Below are 16,417 nucleotides of genomic sequence, written 5' to 3'. Positions count from 1 at the left end.
TTCACGTGAAACATCGCGTGGGCCGGTGCCCGTGACGTGGGGGTGGGGCGATGTTTCACGTGAAACATCGCCCCACCCCCACGTCATGCGTCCTCAGGCACCCTGGCGCTCCGCCCACCACTTCTTCAGCGCCGCCACGGCCTCGTCGTGCTCCATGGGCCCCTGTTCGAGCCGCTGCTCCAACAGGAACGAGTAGGCCGCGCCGATCGCGGGGCCGGGCCCGATGTCCAGGATCTCCATGATCTGGTTGCCGTTGAGGTCCGGCCTGATCGCGTCGAGCTCCTCCCGCTCCTGGAGTTCCGCGATCCGCTCCTCAAGGCCGTCGTAGGCGCGGGAGAGCGCGGCCGCCTTGCGCTTGTTGCGAGTAGTGCAGTCCGAACGGGTCAGCTTGTGCAGTCGGCCGAGCAGCGGTCCCGCGTCCCGTACATAGCGGCGTACGGCGGAGTCCGTCCACTCCCCCGATCCGTAGCCGTGGAAGCGCAGGTGGAGCTCCACCAGCCGGGAGACGTCCTTGACCATGTCGTTCGGGTACTTGAGGGCGGTCATCCTCTTCTTCACGAGCTTCGCTCCCACCACCTCGTGGTGGTGGAAGGAGACCCGGCCGTCCTCCTCGAAGCGGCGCGTACGGGGCTTGCCCACGTCGTGCAGGAGCGCGGCGAGGCGCAGCACCAGGTCGGGCCCGTCCTCCTCCAGGTCGATGGCCTGCTCCAGAACGGTCAGCGAGTGCTCGTACACGTCCTTGTGCCGGTGGTGCTCGTCGCTCTCCAGCCGCAGCGCCGGCAGCTCGGGCAGCACTCGCGCGGCGAGACCGGTGTCGACGAGCAGGGCCAGGCCCTTGCGGGGGTGCCCGGACAGCAGGAGCTTGTTCAGCTCGTCCCGTACCCGCTCGGCCGAGACGATCCCGATCCGGTCGGCCATATCCGTCATGGCGGCGACCACGTCCGCGGCGACCTCGAAGTCCAGCTGCGCCGAGAAGCGCGCGGCCCTGAGCATCCGCAGCGGGTCGTCGGAGAAGGACTCCTCGGCGGTCCCCGGGGTCCGCAGCACGCGCCGGGCGAGGTCGTCGAGGCCTCCGTGCGGATCGATGAACTCCTTCCGGGGCAGCGCGAGCGCCATCGCGTTCACCGTGAAGTCGCGGCGCACCAGATCCTGCTCGATGGAGTCGCCGTACGACACCTCGGGTTTGCGCGACGTCCGGTCGTACGCCTCGGAGCGGTACGTCGTCACCTCGATCTGAAAGTCCTGCTCCGTACCGTCCACCCGGGCGGTCTTACGGCAGCCGATGGTGCCGAACGCGATCCCCACGTCCCACACGGCGTCCGCCCACGGGCGCACGATCTTCAGGATGTCCTGCGGCCGGGCGTCGGTGGTGAAATCCAGGTCGTTGCCGAGCCGGCCGAGCAGGGCGTCCCGTACCGACCCGCCCACCAGGGCGAGCGAGAAGCCCGCCTCCTGGAACCGGAGCGCCAGGACGTCGGCGACGGGGGACACCCGCAGCAGTTCACTGACCGCGCGGCTCTGCACCTGATTCAGTGCACGGGGATTGTCTTCGTTGGCGTTCGGCACAACAGGAAAGCGTACGTGCCGCGAAGGACGCGGTCCGCTCCGGTTTCCGGTATCCCGTACATCGACGGGTATCAACGGGTTTCGCCCGCGCCCCCGCCGCCTCGGTGTGCGGTCGCGCCACCAGGCATGAGAGTCTTCACGATCTCGTGGAACACTCCCCAGCACTTCGCCACAGCGCCCATCGTTACCATGCGTGGACGCACCGAACGACAGATCACCAGCGGCAGCCAACGAGGACGAGGGACGGACGAGCGCGTGGCCGATGCGGCACACTTCCGGGGGACGGGCCACAGCGCTGCCCGTCGGTGGCTGCGGCGCACAGCGGCCCTGACCGCCGGGGCGCCACTCCTCGCGGGCCTGCTCGCGGGCACCGCCCAGGCCGCGCACACGGCGATCCCCGCGGCACCGGAACCGGCGTCCGCGCCGGTGAAGGCGGGCGGTGACGGCACCGTCGCCGTGGCCCTCAACACCCTCTCGCCGAGCGCGCCGGTCAAGGGCGACACCCTCACGATCTCAGGCACCGTGACCAACCGCGGGAAGACCACCATCGACGACGCGGACGTCGACCTGCGGGTCGGCCCCCGTCTCTCCGGCCGCAGCGCCATCGACGCCGCCGCGAACGCGTCGGCGGGCACCGCGGTCCAGGTCGCGCCGCTGGGCGGCAAGTACCGCGTCAAGATCGCGCATCTGCCGGGCAGGGCGCGCCAGGACTTCGCCCTCTCGGTGCCCGTCAGCGACCTCGGCCTCGACGAGAGCGGCATCTACCAGCTCGGCGTCTCCCTCTCGGGCGAGACCGCCCAGGAGCCCTGGGACCACGTGCTCGGCATACAGCGCACGTTCCTGCCGTGGCAGCCCGAGCCCACGGACAAGAAGACGCAGCTGACCTTCCTGTGGCCGATGGTCTCCACGATCCACCTGTCGGCGCAGACGGGGGCGGACGAGCAGCAGACGCCCGTCTTCGACAACGACGACCTCGCGGCCGACCTGGCGCCCGGCGGACGGCTCCAGCAGATGGTGGCCCTCGGCAGCCAGCTGCCCGTCACCTGGGTCATCGATCCCGATCTGCTGGCCACGGTCGACGCGATGACGCACAAGTACCGCGTCAAGAAGGGGAACACCACGGTCCCCGGCAAGAACCAGCAGCTTGCCAACGAGTGGCTGAACTCGCTGGAGAAGGCCGTGCAGCACCACCCGGTGGTCGCCCTGCCGTTCGCGGACCCGGACCTGGCGTCCCTGGCCCACACCGGGCGGGGCGTGTCCGGGGGGCTCAGCCACCTCCAGCCGGCCACCCAGGTCGCCGCGACCACCGTGGACACGATCCTCCATGTCACGCCGTCCACGGACTTCGCCTGGCCGGTCGACGGGGCGGTCGACCCCTCCATCGTCGACGTGGCGACCTCCGCGGGCGCCGACAAGGTGATCGCCCGCGGCGACAGCCTCGTCGACGACCTGCCCTATACGCCGACCGCGGCACGGCCCGTGGGCGGCGGTACGACGGCGGTCGTCGCCGACACCAGGCTCTCCACCTCCTTCCAGGGCGATCTGACGACGGCCTCCGCCTCCACGCTCGCGGTGCAGCGGTTCCTCGCCCAGTCGCTCGCCCTGACCCAGCAGGAGCCGGACAAGCAGCGCAGCATCGTCGTCGCGCCCCAGCGGATGCCGAACGCGGGGCAGGTCCAGGCGATGGCCGCCGCTCTGCACGGGCTGGACTCGGAGCGCTGGACCGAGCCGCAGAACCTGATGGACGCGGCCTCGGCCACCCCCGACCCGAACGCGAACACCCGCGTCCCCCCGCAGTCCCGCTACCCGCGGAGCCTGCGCAAGCAGGAGCTCCCGACCTCGGCGTTCCAGCAGATCCAGGACACCCAGGACCTGCTCACCCGCTTCACGGACATCCTCAGTGCCCCCGACCGGGTCGAGGCGCCGTTCGCGAACGCCCAGGAGCGGTCGATGTCGACCTCCTGGCGGGGCGACGCCCCGCGGGCGAGCGCCTACCGGGGATCGGTGCGGGCCTATCTGGACGGTCTCAAGGGCGAGGTGCTGCTCGTACCCAAGTCCGACCTGACGCTCTCAGGGGCGAGCGCGACCATCCCCGTCACGGTCCAGAACAAGCTCCTCCAGGACGTCCAGCACCTGGTGCTGCGGCTCTCGTCGAGCAAGCCCACCCGCCTCAAGCTCGACGGCGACAAGGCCGTGGCGGACCAGCCGATCAAGGTCGGCGGCGGCCACAGCCAGTCCGTGAAATTCACCGGCACGGGCAACGCCAACGGTCCGGTCGAGGTCAGCGCGCAGCTGTTCACCCAGGACGGCCGCCCCTACAGCCAGAAGATGACCTTCGAGGTCAAGGTCTCGGAGATCACCCCCACCGCCATGCTGGTCATCGCGAGCGGTGTGCTGCTGCTCGTCTTCGCGGGCGTCAAGATGTACAGCAGGCGCAAGCGCGCTGCCGCCCGCCGCGCGGCAGCTCAGGAAGCACGGGGCGACGGTCCGGAGAGCGGGCCCGGCGACGGCCCCGCGGACGATCCTGGCGACGGCCCCGCGAACGGCTCGGACGGCGAGCAGCCGAGTGACCCCGCAGTGGACACCCGACCTGGAAACCCGGCACCGTCGGGCTCGGGTGAGAAGGTGGACCGTTGAGCGATGTCGTGGCCGGCCGGCCCGGGACGATGAGGTGGGGTAATCCATGAACGCGCCGTACGACGGTGAGCGCGGCCCTGGCACGGGCAGCGACCCCGCGGGGCAGCGCCCCGCACCACCGCCCGCGCAGGGCGATCCGTACGCCCAGCAGCCGTATCCCCCGGACCAGCAGCACACCCAGCAGCAGCCCCAACCTCCCTACGGCCCCCAGCCCGGGGACCCGTACGTCCAGGAGGCGTACCGGGAGGACCCGTACTGGGCCCGGGAGCGCTCGTCCCAGGACCCGGTGACCGACGCCCTCCAGGACCGCGCGGCGCACCCGCCGCAGGCGCCCGGCGCACCCGCGGACGCCACCCAGCAGCTGTACCGGCCGCAGCCCCAGCAGCAGCACTACGGCCCCGACCCGAGGGTCTGGGCGCAGAACGCCGCGCAGGAGTCCTACGACGACGACAGGACCATGCAGTTCACCGGCGTCGACGACCTGGTGACCCGCGCCGGCACAGAACCGCAGCACCCTGACGCGTTCGCCCACCTCTACCGCGACCAGCAGGCGGGCGCGCCCCCGGCCCCCACCGAGCCCGAACCCGAGCAGCCCGCGGCCCCGAGGCCCGCGAAGTCGGGCGGCAAGGCCGCCAGCCTGCTGAAGTCGAGCGCGATCATGGCGGCCGGGACGATCGTCTCCCGCCTGACCGGCTTCCTGCGCACCCTGGTGATGGCCGCGGCCATCGGTGTCGGCACGCTCAACGACACCTACCAGGTCGCCAACACCCTGCCCACAATGATCTACGTCCTCGTGGGCGGCGGCGCGCTCAACGCGGTGTTCATCCCGCAGCTCGTGCGCGCGATGAAGAACGACGACGACGGCGGCGAGGCGTACGCGAACCGCCTGCTGACTCTGGTGGTCGTCCTGCTCGCCGGCGTGACGACCCTCTGCGTGCTCGGCGCTCCCCTGCTGATCCGGGTAATGTCCCCCACGTACGTGGACCACCCGGCCACCAACCAGGTCGCCATCGAGTTCGCCCGCTTCTGCCTGCCGACCATGTTCTTCATGGGCGTGCACGTGGTGATGGGCCAGATCCTGAACGCCCGCGAGCGGTTCGGCGCGATGATGTGGACCCCGGTCCTCAACAACATCATCGTCATCGCCACGTTCGGCGCGTTCATCTGGGCATTCGGCACGTCCAGCCACTCGGGCGTCCAGGCGTCGAACATCCCGCCCGAGGGCGTGCGGCTGCTCGGCCTCGGCACCCTGCTCGGCCTCGCCGTGCAGGCGCTCTCCATGATCCCGTACCTGCGGCAGGCCGGCTTCAAGATCCGACTGCGATTCGACTGGCGCGGCCACGGCCTCGGCAAGGCCGCGGGTCTCGCCAAGTGGACCTTCTTCTTCGTCCTCGCCAATCAGCTGGGGCTGATCGTGGTGACGGAACTGGCCACCTGGGCCGGCACGCTCGCCGAGAAACAGGGCCAGTCCGGCACCGGCATCGCGGGCTACAACAACGCCCTGCTGTTGTGGCAGATGCCGCAGGCCATCATCACCGTGTCGATCATGACCGCGGTGCTGCCGCGCATCGCACGCGCCGCGGCCGACGGCGACACCGGCGCCGTGCGGGACGACATCTCCTACGGCCTGCGCACGTCGGCGGTCGCGATCGTGCCCTGCGCCTTCGCGTTCGTGGCTCTGGGCGTGCCGCTCGCGAGCCTGCTCTACGCGGCCGCTGACGCGGACGGCGCACGCAACATCGGGTTCATCCTCATGGCCTTCGGACTCGGGCTGATCCCCTACTCGATCCAGTACGTCGTCCTGCGCGGCTTCTACGCCTACGAGGACACCCGCACGCCCTTCTACAACACGGTCATCGTCGCCGCGGTCAACGCGGCCGCGTCGGGCGCGTGCGCCCTGGTGCTTCCGCACCGGTGGGCCGTGGTCGGCATGGCGGGGTCGTACGGACTCGCCTACGCGGTGGGCGTGGGCGTGGCTTGGCGGAGGCTCAAGAAGCGCATGGGCGGCGATCTCGACGGAAGCCGGGTCGTGCGGACCTATGCCCGGCTGTGCATGGCCGCCGTGCCCGCCGCGGTGGTCGCGGGAGTCGCCGGCTTCGGGCTCCTGCACGTGGTCGGCACCAGCGCCGGAGGAGCGTTCATCGCTCTGCTCGTCGGCGGCATCCTGATGTTGGCTCTCTTCTACGTCGGGGCCAAGAAGATGCGGATCGAGGAGCTGAACGGCATGGTCGGGATGGTGCGCGGCCGCCTGGGGCGGTAGCGGGCGACGAGCCGGGCACAACCATCGCCGGGCACCGTGTGTCGTGCATAGCACCGTACTGCGGGCACAATTGGCTTGGCTGTTGAACAGTGCGCAACGGATGGGGAGGCAGGAGCGACGGTGGCGGAACGTAGCACGGCTGCCGTCGACGTGGCCGACAACGGTGGCGACGAGCCGCTGTCCGCCCAGCAGGACACGGCGGAGGAGACCACGGCCGACGGGGCGGCGGAAGCCCAGGACAGCGCGGAGCAGTCCGCGGGCGCGACAGCACCCGACACGAGCGACGAGGCCGGCGAGGCCGGACAGGACCTCGTGGCGCCCGAGTTGCACAGCGGCCACAAGCTGGCCAGACGCTACCGTCTGGAGGAGTGCGTCACCCGTCTGGACGGATTCAGCAGCTGGCGTGCCGTCGACGAGAAGCTGCGCCGCGCGGTCGGTGTGCACATCCTCCCCGCCGAGCACCCCCGCGCCCGCTCCGTGCTGGCGGCCGCCCGGTCCTCCGCGCTCCTCGGCGATCCCCGCTTCGTGCAGGTCCTCGACGCCGTCGAGGAGAACGACCTCGTCTATGTCGTCCACGAATGGCTGCCCGACGCGGTCGAACTCACCGCGCTCCTCGCCTCGGGGCCCCTGGAGGCCCATGACGCCTACCAACTCGTCAGCCAGGTGTCCCAGGCCATGGCGGCGGCCCACCGCGAGGGACTGGCGCACCTGCGGCTGACGCCCGGCGCCGTGCTGCGCACCTCGGGCGGTCAGTACCGCATCCGCGGCCTCGCGGTGAACGCCGCACTGCGCGGCATCACCGCGGACCGCCCGCAGCGCGCCGATACCGAGGCCATCGGTGCCCTCCTCTACGCCTCCCTGACCCAGCGGTGGCCCTACGAGACCGACGCCTACGGGCTGACCGGCTTGCCGAAGGGCGTCGGGCTCCTCCCACCCGACCAGGTGCGGGCGGGCATCCACCGGGGTCTCTCCGAACTCGCCATGCGGGCCCTCGCCAACGACGGCGCCACGGCGTCACGCCAGGAGCCGCCCTGCACCACACCCGACGAACTCGCGAAGGCCGTGGCGGAGATGCCCCGCATCAGGCCGCCCGAGCCTGCCTTCACCGCACCCCCTGACTACCAGCGGACCACCTACCAGCAGGGCAGCTACGGGACGCCGCAGCCGGGCCCGCGCAGCACGGTCGTCGCACCGCCGATCGTGCCGCCGCCCCCGCTCCAGACGCGTCCCGGCAGGCTTCTGAAGTGGGTGGTCTCCGCCCTGGTGATCGTGGCCCTCGGCCTCGGCAGCTGGCAGATCGCCGACCGGGTGCTGAGCCACCGCGACGACGACTCACCGCCGCCTTCGAAGGTCACCAAGGACGACGGCGACAAGGCCGCCGCCTCGAAGCCCCTGGCCATCACCGGGGCCCACGACTTCGACCCCCCGCCGGGCGACGGGTCGGAGAACCCCGGGGACGTGCCGAAGGCGTACGACGGCAACTCCGCCACCTCCTGGGAGACCAAGCGCTACATCGGTGAGCCGACCTTCGGGAATCTGAAGCCCGGGGTCGGCCTGGTCCTGGACCTCGGCAGCGTCCAGCAGGTCGGATCGGTCACGGTCGACTTCGTCGGGCAGACGTCCGTCGAGCTGAGGGCCGCGTCCGCCGACGCCGGCGCGAGCCCGGCCTCGCTCGACGGGTTCACGAAGATTGCCGAGGGAACCGGTGAGAAAGTACAGCTGAAGCCTTCCACTCCGGTGAAGTCGCGGTACGTTCTGGTCTGGCTGACCAAACTTCCGGCGGTCGGCGACGGCGGTTACCGGGGCTCGGTCTCGGAGATCCACGTCACCAGCTGACCGGATCAGGGGAGGGGCTCACCGTTGGACGACGCCGCACTCACCGACGTGAGCGACCAGGACCTCCTGGCCGCCCATGTCGACGGCGATCCGGACGCCTTCGGTGAACTCGTCCGCCGCCACCGCGACCGGCTGTGGGCCGTCGCGATGCGCACGCTGGGCGACCGCGAAGAGGCCGCCGACGCCGTGCAGGACGCCCTGGTCTCCGCCTTCCGGGCCGCCCACACCTTCCGGGGCCAGTCCGCCGTCACCACCTGGCTGCACCGCATCACCGTGAACGCCTGCCTCGACCGCGTCAGGAAGACGGCGAGCCGCCGTACCATCCCGGTGGACGACACCGAGCGCATGGAGCAGCTCCTCGGACCGCACGAGTCGGCCGAGGCCCCCGCGGAGCGCCAGGACCTCCACCGCCAACTGTTCGCGGCGCTGGCGAAGCTCCCCCCTGACCAGCGGGCCGCCCTCGTGCTGGTGGACATGCAGGGCTATCCCGTCGCGGAGGCGGCCCGTGTCCTCGGGGTGCCGAGCGGCACGGTCAAGAGCCGCTGCGCGCGAGGCAGAGCCCGCCTCCTGCCGCTCCTCAGCCACCTCAGAAGTGACGCGGGCGACACGGTCCGGCGGACCGGGGGACGGAACCGGACACCCGGGGCTTCCGTCCCACCCACGACGGGACAGAACTCGACGGAACCGGGCGATCCGGCAGCGGTGAAGGGCGGAGGTGGACGCGCGTGACTTCCCCGTCCGACAGGGACCGGCACCCGGACGTCGAGGAGATCTCCGACTACACCGAGGGACTCCTTCCTCCGTCCCGCACCGCGGAGATCGGCCGGCACCTCGACGAGTGCGCGGACTGCGCGGACATCCACCGCTCGCTGCGGGAGATCCGGAACCTGCTCGGCACGCTGCCCGCTTCCTCGCCCATTCCGACCGATGTGGCCGAGCGCATCGACGCCGCTCTGGCGGCGGAGGCCCTGCTCGACTCCACACGACAGCCCCCAGCTCTCCACGGCCCCCGTGCCCTCCCGGAGAACGGGGCCGCCGATGACCGTTCCTCGGCCACCGTCGAGCGCCTCGGGCGGGGTGACGCGCGTAGCGACGGGCAGGCCACCGAGCCAGAGGAGGCGGGAACCGCTTCGGAGGCCGTCTCCACGGTCGGCGGGCCCCATGTTTCACGTGAAACATCGCGCTCCTCACGCACTCCCGGAACCCAGGGCCGCTCGACCACCGGCCCGGGCCGCAACGCGACCGGTCCCGGCAGGACCCCGCGCCGCCGCCGGAGCGTCGCCCTCGGGGCGGCTCTCGGCGTAGCCGTGATCGGCGCGAGCGTCCTCCTCTTCCAGGGGACGGACGGGAAGACGCCGGTCACGTCGGCGGACCGTCCCGCGTCGTCCCGGGCGAGTGCCACGGCGAACGCCGACGAGTTCTCAGGCTCCCGGCTGGAGACCCGCGTCGACACCCTTCTGACCGCGAAGCCGAGCGGCACCCCGCGGTCCGCACCCGGCACCCAGAGCAACTCGGCGGACACGGGCGCCGCGACCAATCAGCCACTGATGCAGGCCCTCCCGGAGGTGCCGCGCTGTGTCCAGCAGGGGACGGGCCGCACGGAGGCCGTCCTCGCCGCCCAGCAGGGCACCTACCGGGGGACGCCCGCCTACCTCCTCGTCCTGGCCAATCCCTCGGACGACACCACGGTCCGGGTCTATGTGATCGACTCGTCCTGCGTGGGGGCGACCCCACCCGTCAAGGGCGCGGTCCTGGAGACGGAGACCCTGCCCCGCCGCTGACCAGAGGCCCTTCGTGCCGACGTCTTGTCCGGGAATGCGCGGCCCGTAGTATCCGTTGGGTGGGATGACAGTCCTTGAACTGGTCCCGATGAGGCAGCAGGCAGTCTCCAGAGACGAGGAAGAACCCGTGAGCGACGTCCGTAACGTGATCATCATTGGCTCCGGGCCGGCCGGCTATACGGCCGCGCTGTACACCGCGCGTGCGTCGCTGAAGCCGCTGGTCTTCGAGGGTGCCGTCACCGCGGGTGGTGCGCTGATGAACACCACCGAGGTGGAGAACTTCCCCGGGTTCCAGGACGGGATCATGGGCCCGGACCTCATGGACAACATGAAGGCCCAGGCCGAGCGGTTCGGCGCGGAACTCGTGCCCGACGACATCGTCGAGGTGGACCTGACGGGTGCCATCAAGACCGTCACGGACACGGCGGGTACCGTGCACCGCGCCAAGGCCGTGATCGTCGCGACCGGCTCCGCCTACCGCAAGCTGGGGCTGCCCCGCGAGGACGAGCTCTCCGGCCGCGGTGTCTCGTGGTGTGCGACCTGTGACGGCTTCTTCTTCAAGGACCAGGACATCGTCGTGGTCGGCGGCGGCGACACCGCGATGGAGGAGGCCACCTTCCTCTCGCGCTTCGCCAAGTCCGTGACGATCGTGCACCGCCGTGACACCCTGCGCGCCTCCAAGGCCATGCAGGACCGCGCCTTCGCCGACCCGAAGATCACCTTCGCCTGGAACAAGGAGGTTGCCGAGATTCACGGCGACCCCAAGCTCAGCGGCCTGACCCTGCGCGACACCCAGACCGGCGAGACCTCCGAGCTGGCCGTGACGGGTCTGTTCATCGCGGTGGGTCACGACCCGAGGACCGAGCTGTTCAAGGGCCAGCTGGACCTGGACGACGAGGGCTACCTCACGGTGGACGCCCCCACGACCAGGACCAACCTCCCGGGTGTCTTCGGCGCCGGCGACGTGGTCGACCACACCTACCGCCAGGCGATCACCGCCGCGGGCACCGGTTGCTCGTCCGCGCTGGACGCCGAGCGCTACCTCGCTGCGCTGAGCGACAGCGAGGAGACGCCGGAGCCCGAGAAGACCCCCGTGCCGGGTCAGACCGCCACGGTCTGATCCACCCCCGACCATCCCACCCCACACCCACGAGTGAAGGAGGCCGCCGTGGCCGGCGACCTGAAGCATGTAACCGACGACACGTTCGAGCAGGACGTCCTCAAGAGCGACAAGCCCGTGCTGGTCGACTTCTGGGCCGAGTGGTGCGGGCCGTGCCGCCAGATCGCTCCGTCGCTCGAGGCCATCGCCGCCGAGCACGGTGACAAGATCCAGATCGTCAAGCTCAACATCGACGAGAACCCGGCGACCGCCGCCAAGTACGGCGTCATGTCGATCCCGACGCTGAACGTCTACCAGAACGGCGAGGTCGCCAAGACCATCGTCGGCGCCAAGCCGAAGGCCGCGCTCGTGCGCGACCTGGAGACCTTCATCAGCCAGTGATCCGCTCCCGCCACCCCCGGCGGTGGCGATGTTTCACGTGAAACGGCCCGCTCCCCGTCGGGGGCGGGCCGTTTCGGCACGCTGGGATCCGCCGACGCGAGGGCCGGAAGCCCGACGGCGCGGGCCGTCCTCACAGCGGACGCAGCACGGGCTCCTTCTGCACGGCGCCGAGGAGCCGGTCCAGCGCCATCTCCATGTCGTCCTTCCAGGAGAGGGTGGAGCGCAGCTCCAGCCTCATCCGCGGATACGCGGGGTGCGAGCGCACCGTCTTGAACCCCACCGCCAGCAGATGGTCGGCGGGCAGCACACAGGCGGGCCGCTGCCATCGGGCGTTGCCGAACGCCTCGATCGCCTTGAACTCACGGCGGATGAGGTCCTTCGCGACGGTCTGTACCAGGACCCGCCCGATGCCCTGCCCCTGGTACGCGGGAATGATCCGCGAGGCCATCAGCAGACAGGCGTCGGGGGAGGCCGGACTCGTCGGGAACGCCGTGGAGCGCGGCACATAGGCAGGCGGCGCGTAGAGCACGAACCCGACCGGGACCTCGTCCACATAGGCGACGCGGCCGCAGGATCCCCACTCCAGCAGGACGGACGAGATCCAGGCCTCCTTCTCGTCCTCGGCCGTGCCGCCGTTCACGGCAGCCTCCCCGCGGACCGGGTCCAGCTCCCAGAACACGCACGAGCGGCAGGGGCCCGGAAGGTCGGAGAGGTTGTCCAGAGTGAGCGGTACGAGCCGACGTCCCATGAAAGCTGTTCCTCGCTTCCTCGCCCGTGCGCCCGGGAGCACAGGCCGGGCCCAGGGGGCACAGATCGCATCGTATCCAGGCACCCGCCTCCGAGACACAGAGAGCGAGCAAAGGGCGGGTCGCGCGCCGGTGATGTCCCGGCGCACGACCCGCCCTCGGCGGCGGGAGCGGCGGCTCAGCCCTCGTCGTCGTTCTCCTCTGCCTCCTCGGACCGCGCGTGGTCCATGACGCGTCCCTCTCCGGGGGCCAGCGTGCCGAGGATGCGGTCCAGATCGTCCATCGAGGCGAACTCGACCACGATCTTGCCCTTCTTCTGTCCGAGGTCGACCTTCACCCGGGTCTCGAAGCGGTCCGAGAGCCGCGTCGCCAGCTCGGAGAGCGCGGGGGAGACGCGGGCGCCGGCCCGCGGCCCCTTCGCCTTGGGTGTCGCCGTGGGGCTGTCACCCATCAGCTGGACGATCTCCTCGACGGCCCGCACCGAAAGGCCCTCCGCCACGATGCGCAGGGCGAGGCGGTCCTGCTCCTCGGAGTCCTCCACGGACAGCAGCGCGCGAGCGTGGCCGGCCGACAGGACCCCGGCCGCGACCCTCCGTTGGACCGAGGGGGAGAGCCGCAGCAGCCGCAGGGTGTTGGAGACCTGGGGGCGCGAGCGACCGATCCGGTCGGCGAGCTGGTCGTGCGTGCAGTGGAAGTCCTTGAGCAACTGGTCGTAGGCCGCGGCCTCTTCGAGCGGGTTGAGCTGTGCGCGGTGCAGGTTTTCCAGCAGCGCGTCCAGCAGCAGCTTCTCGTCGTCCGTGGCCCGCACGATCGCGGGGATGCGCTCAAGGCCCGCCTCGCGACAAGCGCGCCAGCGCCGCTCACCCATGATGAGCTCGTAGCGCTCGGGCCCGGTCTGCCGCACGACGACCGGCTGCAGCAGCCCGACCTCCTTGATGGAGGTGACCAGTTCGAAGAGTGCGTCCTCGTCGAAGACCTCACGGGGCTGCCGTGGGTTCGGCGTGATGAAGCCGATCGGCACCTCCGCGAAGTGCGCGCCCGCCACCGTGTTCGGGCTCTCCTGGGCCGGCTCGTCGGCGGGCCGCCCGCCGGACGGCTCGGACTCCGGGGAGGTGGTGGCAGCGGGCAGCGAGGCGACCTTCGCCGCCGCCACGCCTCGCTCCGCGGTCAACAGGGCCGCCCCCGAAGAGGTTTCGTCCCCGGACGCCGGCACCGGCTCCTGCGGGGCAGCGGGAATCAGCGCGCCGAGCCCCCGCCCCAGCCCCCTGCGTCGTTCGCTCACTGGATGATCCCCTCTGACATGCTCTGCCGGCTGTTCGGGTCGCCCTGGTGGGCCGTGCGGTCGTCGTAGCGGATACCGACCCCGCGCAACGCGATCTCGCGTGCCGCTTCGAGGTAGGACAGCGAGCCGCTCGATCCGGGATCATAGGTCAGCACCGTCTGCCCGTAGCTGGGGGCCTCGGAAATCCGCACTGAGCGGGGGATGCTGGTCCGCAGGACCTCCTCGCCGAAGTGGCTGCGCACCTCGTCGGCGACCTGGGAGGCCAGTCGCGTCCTGCCGTCGTACATCGTGAGCAGGATCGTGGAGACGTGCAGGGCCGGGTTGAGGTGGCCGCGGACCAGTTCCACGTTGCGCAGCAACTGCCCCAGACCCTCCAGCGCGTAGTACTCGCACTGGATCGGGATCAGTACCTCCGCGCCGGCCACCAGCGCGTTGACGGTGAGCAGGCCCAGGGAGGGCGGGCAGTCGATCAGGACGTAGTCCAGCGGCTGCTCGTACGAGGAGATCGCGCGCTGGAGCCTGCTCTCGCGGGCCACCAGCGACACCAACTCGATCTCCGCGCCGGCGAGATCGATGGTGGCGGGGGCACAGAAGAGGCCCTCGACGTCCGGCACCGGCTGGACGACCTCGGAGAGCGGCTTGCTCTCCACGAGGACGTCATAGATGGAGGGCACCTCGGCGTGGTGGTCGATGCCCAGCGCGGTGGAGGCGTTGCCCTGGGGGTCCAGGTCCACCACCAGCACGCGCGCGCCGTGCAGCGCCAGGGAGGCGGCCAGGTTCACCGTGGTGGTGGTCTTACCCACGCCGCCCTTCTGGTTGGCGACCACCATGACGCGCGTCTGCTCGGGGCGTGGCAGCCCCTCGCCGGCGCGACCCAGCGCCTCCACTGCGAGCTGGGCGGCTCTGCCGATGGGGGTGTCGTCCATCGGGGGCGGTGTTTCACGTGAAACATCGTCCCCCACGGGCTCGGTACGGGGACCGGGGACCGGATCGGCCATCGGTCCCGCGATGTTGGCGTCGGACCGCAAGGATTCACTCTCCTCGACTTCAGACTCGCAATGAACAGAGCCTGCCATGCTTTGGGGGCGGCGAACCAGCGAGGCCCGTTGTTCTGTGGAGGAAAGCCCCTCTGTGGACAACTCCGTGCCCCGTCCGAGGGGTTTCCGGGCTCGCGGTGCGGCTGCCGCGCGCCCACGGTCGATGATTCCCTGAAGCAGTGAGCGACGTTTCACGTGAAACACGATGCACGCGCCACCGGACGAGACACCCCCGACACTCCGGGAGAATCCGGCACCGCGCCATCTATGGAGCATCACGCCCACAGGCCCCGGCAGCTCCCGTCTGCTCCGGCAGCACGGTCGGCGACCGGCCGGCGGAGCCGAGCAGCGCACCCGGCCACCACCGCTCCCGGCCGCCGCGCCACGGCCCCGGCCGCGACACTCGGCGAGGCGCGCGTCAGCGACGGCGGCGGGTGCGCCCCGTACGAGCGGCCTTGGCGCGCTTCGCGGCGAACCGGACGCCGCCCGGGCTCTCGCCCACCTCGACCCGGACGACCGTGGCCGGCGGGTCGACGATGCCCTCCCCCGCCTTCAGGATGGAGGTGTCGACGACGCCCAGCTTGCCCAGGGCGGCCCTCGCGCCCTTCAGCTCCTCCTCCGCGGTGTCACCCTTGAGCGCCAGCATCTCCCCGTAGGGCCGCAGCAGCGGTACGCCCCAGCCGGCGAGGCGGTCCAGCGGGGCGACCGCGCGCGCGGTCACCACATGCACGGGCGGGACCTTGCCCAGCATCTCCTCGGCGCGCCCGCGCTCGATCGTCACATGGTCGAGTCCCAGCAGCTCCACGACCTCCTGGAGGAAGTTCGTCCTCCGCAGCAGCGGCTCCAGCAGCGTGAGCCTCAGGTCGCGGCGGACCAGCGCGAGCGGGATGCCCGGCAGCCCCGCGCCCGACCCTACGTCGCACACCGTGACGTTCTCGGGCACGACCTCGGAGAGCACCGCACAGTTCAGCAGGTGGCGCTCCCAGAGCCGCGGCACCTCGCGCGGACCGATCAGTCCCCGCTTTACCCCCGCGTCCGCGAGTAGTTCCGCATAGCGGACCGCCTCGGGGAAGTACTCGCCGAAGACCGTCCGCGCCCCCTCGGGGGCAGGGGGAAGCTCAGCAGCCTCCGTCACGGGAACCGTCCTTCCATACCGAGCCACCGCGCGGGGGCTCACCGTCAAGGCTGACAAAGACCGGCCCCGTCTGCGAACAGACGGGGCCGGTGCGCAGGGGGTCCGGTCAGGCGGGCAGGACCACGACGAAGCGGCCGGGCTCCTCGCCCTCGGACTCGCTGCGAAGTCCCGCGGCGGCCACCGCGTCGTGCACCACCTTGCGCTCGAAGGGCGTCATCGGGTCGAGCCGCACCGGCTGTCCTGTGGACTTGACCTCGCTCGCGGCCTTCGCGCCCAGCTCGGCCAGCTCGGTGCGCTTCTTGGCGCGGAACCCGGCGATGTCCAGCATCAGCCGGCTGCGGTCACCGGTCTCACGGTGCACGGCGAGCCGCGTCAGCTCCTGCAGCGCCTCAAGCACCTCGCCATCGCGCCCGACCAGCTTCTGCAGGTCACGGCTGCCGGAGTCGCTGATGATCGAGACTGCGGCACGGTCCGCCTCGACGTCCATGTCGATGTCGCCGTCGAGGTCGGCGATGTCGAGAAGACCTTCCAGGTAGTCGGCCGCGATCTCACCCTCCTGCTCCAGGCGGGTCAGGGTGTCACCGCTCTCCGCGGGGCCCTCGGCGGCGGCAACGGTTCCTTCCGTCACGGATGGTC

General features: G+C 71.0%; 13 protein-coding genes. 7 read left to right on the top strand and 6 right to left on the bottom strand.

The genetic code is table 11. The features are described from left to right. Positions 1–93: 93 nt before the first annotated feature. The gene (locus ABEA77_RS10480) at positions 94–1,566 is read right to left on the bottom strand and encodes a CCA tRNA nucleotidyltransferase (RefSeq protein WP_345644419.1); all 1,473 of its coding nucleotides are present in this window, start codon (positions 1,564–1,566) and stop codon (positions 94–96) included. Between the two features lie 255 nt (positions 1,567–1,821). On the opposite strand from ABEA77_RS10480, the gene ABEA77_RS10475 reads away from it, so the two are divergent. From ABEA77_RS10475 to trxA, 7 genes are all read left to right on the top strand, one after another. After that, positions 1,822–4,203 carry a DUF6049 family protein gene (locus ABEA77_RS10475; RefSeq protein WP_345644416.1) on the top strand — a complete coding sequence of 794 codons (2,382 nt, stop codon included), beginning with the start codon at positions 1,822–1,824 and terminating at the stop codon, positions 4,201–4,203. A 46-nt stretch (positions 4,204–4,249) separates the two neighbouring features. Then, positions 4,250–6,463, top strand: coding sequence for a murein biosynthesis integral membrane protein MurJ (murJ, locus tag ABEA77_RS10470; protein WP_345644413.1), 2,214 nt, complete (start codon positions 4,250–4,252; stop codon positions 6,461–6,463). Between the two features lie 120 nt (positions 6,464–6,583). Next, complete coding sequence (locus ABEA77_RS10465; protein ID WP_345644410.1) at positions 6,584–8,299, top strand: protein kinase family protein; 1,716 nt, start codon at positions 6,584–6,586, stop codon at positions 8,297–8,299. A gap of 24 nt (positions 8,300–8,323) precedes the next feature. After that, entirely contained in the window at positions 8,324–9,028 is a 705-nt protein-coding gene (gene sigM / locus ABEA77_RS10460) for an RNA polymerase sigma factor SigM (protein WP_345644407.1), read from the top strand. Beyond that, positions 9,025–10,080 (top strand): anti-sigma factor family protein, encoded by a 1,056-nt coding sequence (locus tag ABEA77_RS10455; RefSeq protein WP_345644404.1) that lies wholly within the window; start codon positions 9,025–9,027, stop codon positions 10,078–10,080. Before sigM ends, ABEA77_RS10455 begins: the two co-directional genes overlap by 4 nt. A 127-nt stretch (positions 10,081–10,207) precedes the next feature. Continuing rightward, entirely contained in the window at positions 10,208–11,200 is a 993-nt protein-coding gene (gene trxB, locus ABEA77_RS10450; protein WP_345644401.1) for a thioredoxin-disulfide reductase, read from the top strand. A 48-nt stretch (positions 11,201–11,248) separates the two neighbouring features. Beyond that, positions 11,249–11,581 (top strand): thioredoxin, encoded by a 333-nt coding sequence (gene trxA, locus ABEA77_RS10445; RefSeq protein ID WP_345644398.1) that lies wholly within the window; start codon positions 11,249–11,251, stop codon positions 11,579–11,581. 130 nt (positions 11,582–11,711) lie between these two features. Here trxA and ABEA77_RS10440 read toward each other — a convergent pair whose 3' ends face one another. The 5 genes from ABEA77_RS10440 to ABEA77_RS10420 all read right to left on the bottom strand — a co-directional run bounded on the left by ABEA77_RS10440 (position 11,712) and on the right by ABEA77_RS10420 (position 16,409). Next, positions 11,712–12,329 (bottom strand): GNAT family N-acetyltransferase, encoded by a 618-nt coding sequence (locus tag ABEA77_RS10440; RefSeq protein ID WP_345644395.1) that lies wholly within the window; start codon positions 12,327–12,329, stop codon positions 11,712–11,714. Between the two features lie 176 nt (positions 12,330–12,505). After that, positions 12,506–13,609: a ParB/RepB/Spo0J family partition protein gene (locus ABEA77_RS10435; RefSeq protein ID WP_345644392.1), complete on the bottom strand. Its 1,104-nt coding sequence runs from the start codon at positions 13,607–13,609 to the stop codon at positions 12,506–12,508. Then, positions 13,606–14,685: a ParA family protein gene (locus tag ABEA77_RS10430; protein ID WP_345644389.1), complete on the bottom strand. Its 1,080-nt coding sequence runs from the start codon at positions 14,683–14,685 to the stop codon at positions 13,606–13,608. The genes ABEA77_RS10435 and ABEA77_RS10430 overlap by 4 nt, the downstream gene beginning before the upstream one ends. Positions 14,686–15,064: 379 nt before the next feature. Beyond that, positions 15,065–15,781, bottom strand: a complete 717-nt coding sequence (gene rsmG, locus ABEA77_RS10425) for a 16S rRNA (guanine(527)-N(7))-methyltransferase RsmG (RefSeq protein ID WP_345644386.1) — start codon at positions 15,779–15,781, stop codon at positions 15,065–15,067. Positions 15,782–15,887: 106 nt separating this feature from the next. After that, positions 15,888–16,409 carry a Jag family protein gene (locus tag ABEA77_RS10420; protein WP_345644383.1) on the bottom strand — a complete coding sequence of 174 codons (522 nt, stop codon included), beginning with the start codon at positions 16,407–16,409 and terminating at the stop codon, positions 15,888–15,890. Positions 16,410–16,417 lie beyond the last annotated feature (8 nt).

Origin of the sequence: Streptomyces tremellae (genome assembly GCF_039540215.1) — a bacterium.
GTDB lineage: Bacteria > Actinomycetota > Actinomycetes > Streptomycetales > Streptomycetaceae > Streptomyces > Streptomyces tremellae.
The sequence above is the reverse complement of the archived record's forward strand: the minus strand, read 5'-3'. Positions and strand labels throughout refer to the sequence as shown.

Bases quoted from the DNA above. Each gene is read 5' to 3' on its own strand.
- ABEA77_RS10430 (WP_345644389.1), bottom strand. From the start codon at position 14,685: ATGGCAGGCTCTGTTCATTGCGAGTCTGAAGTCGAGGAGAGTGAATCC.
- ABEA77_RS10440 (WP_345644395.1), bottom strand. From the start codon at position 12,329: ATGGGACGTCGGCTCGTACCGCTCACTCTGGACAACCTCTCCGACCTT.
- murJ (WP_345644413.1), top strand. From the start codon at position 4,250: ATGAACGCGCCGTACGACGGTGAGCGCGGCCCTGGCACGGGCAGCGAC.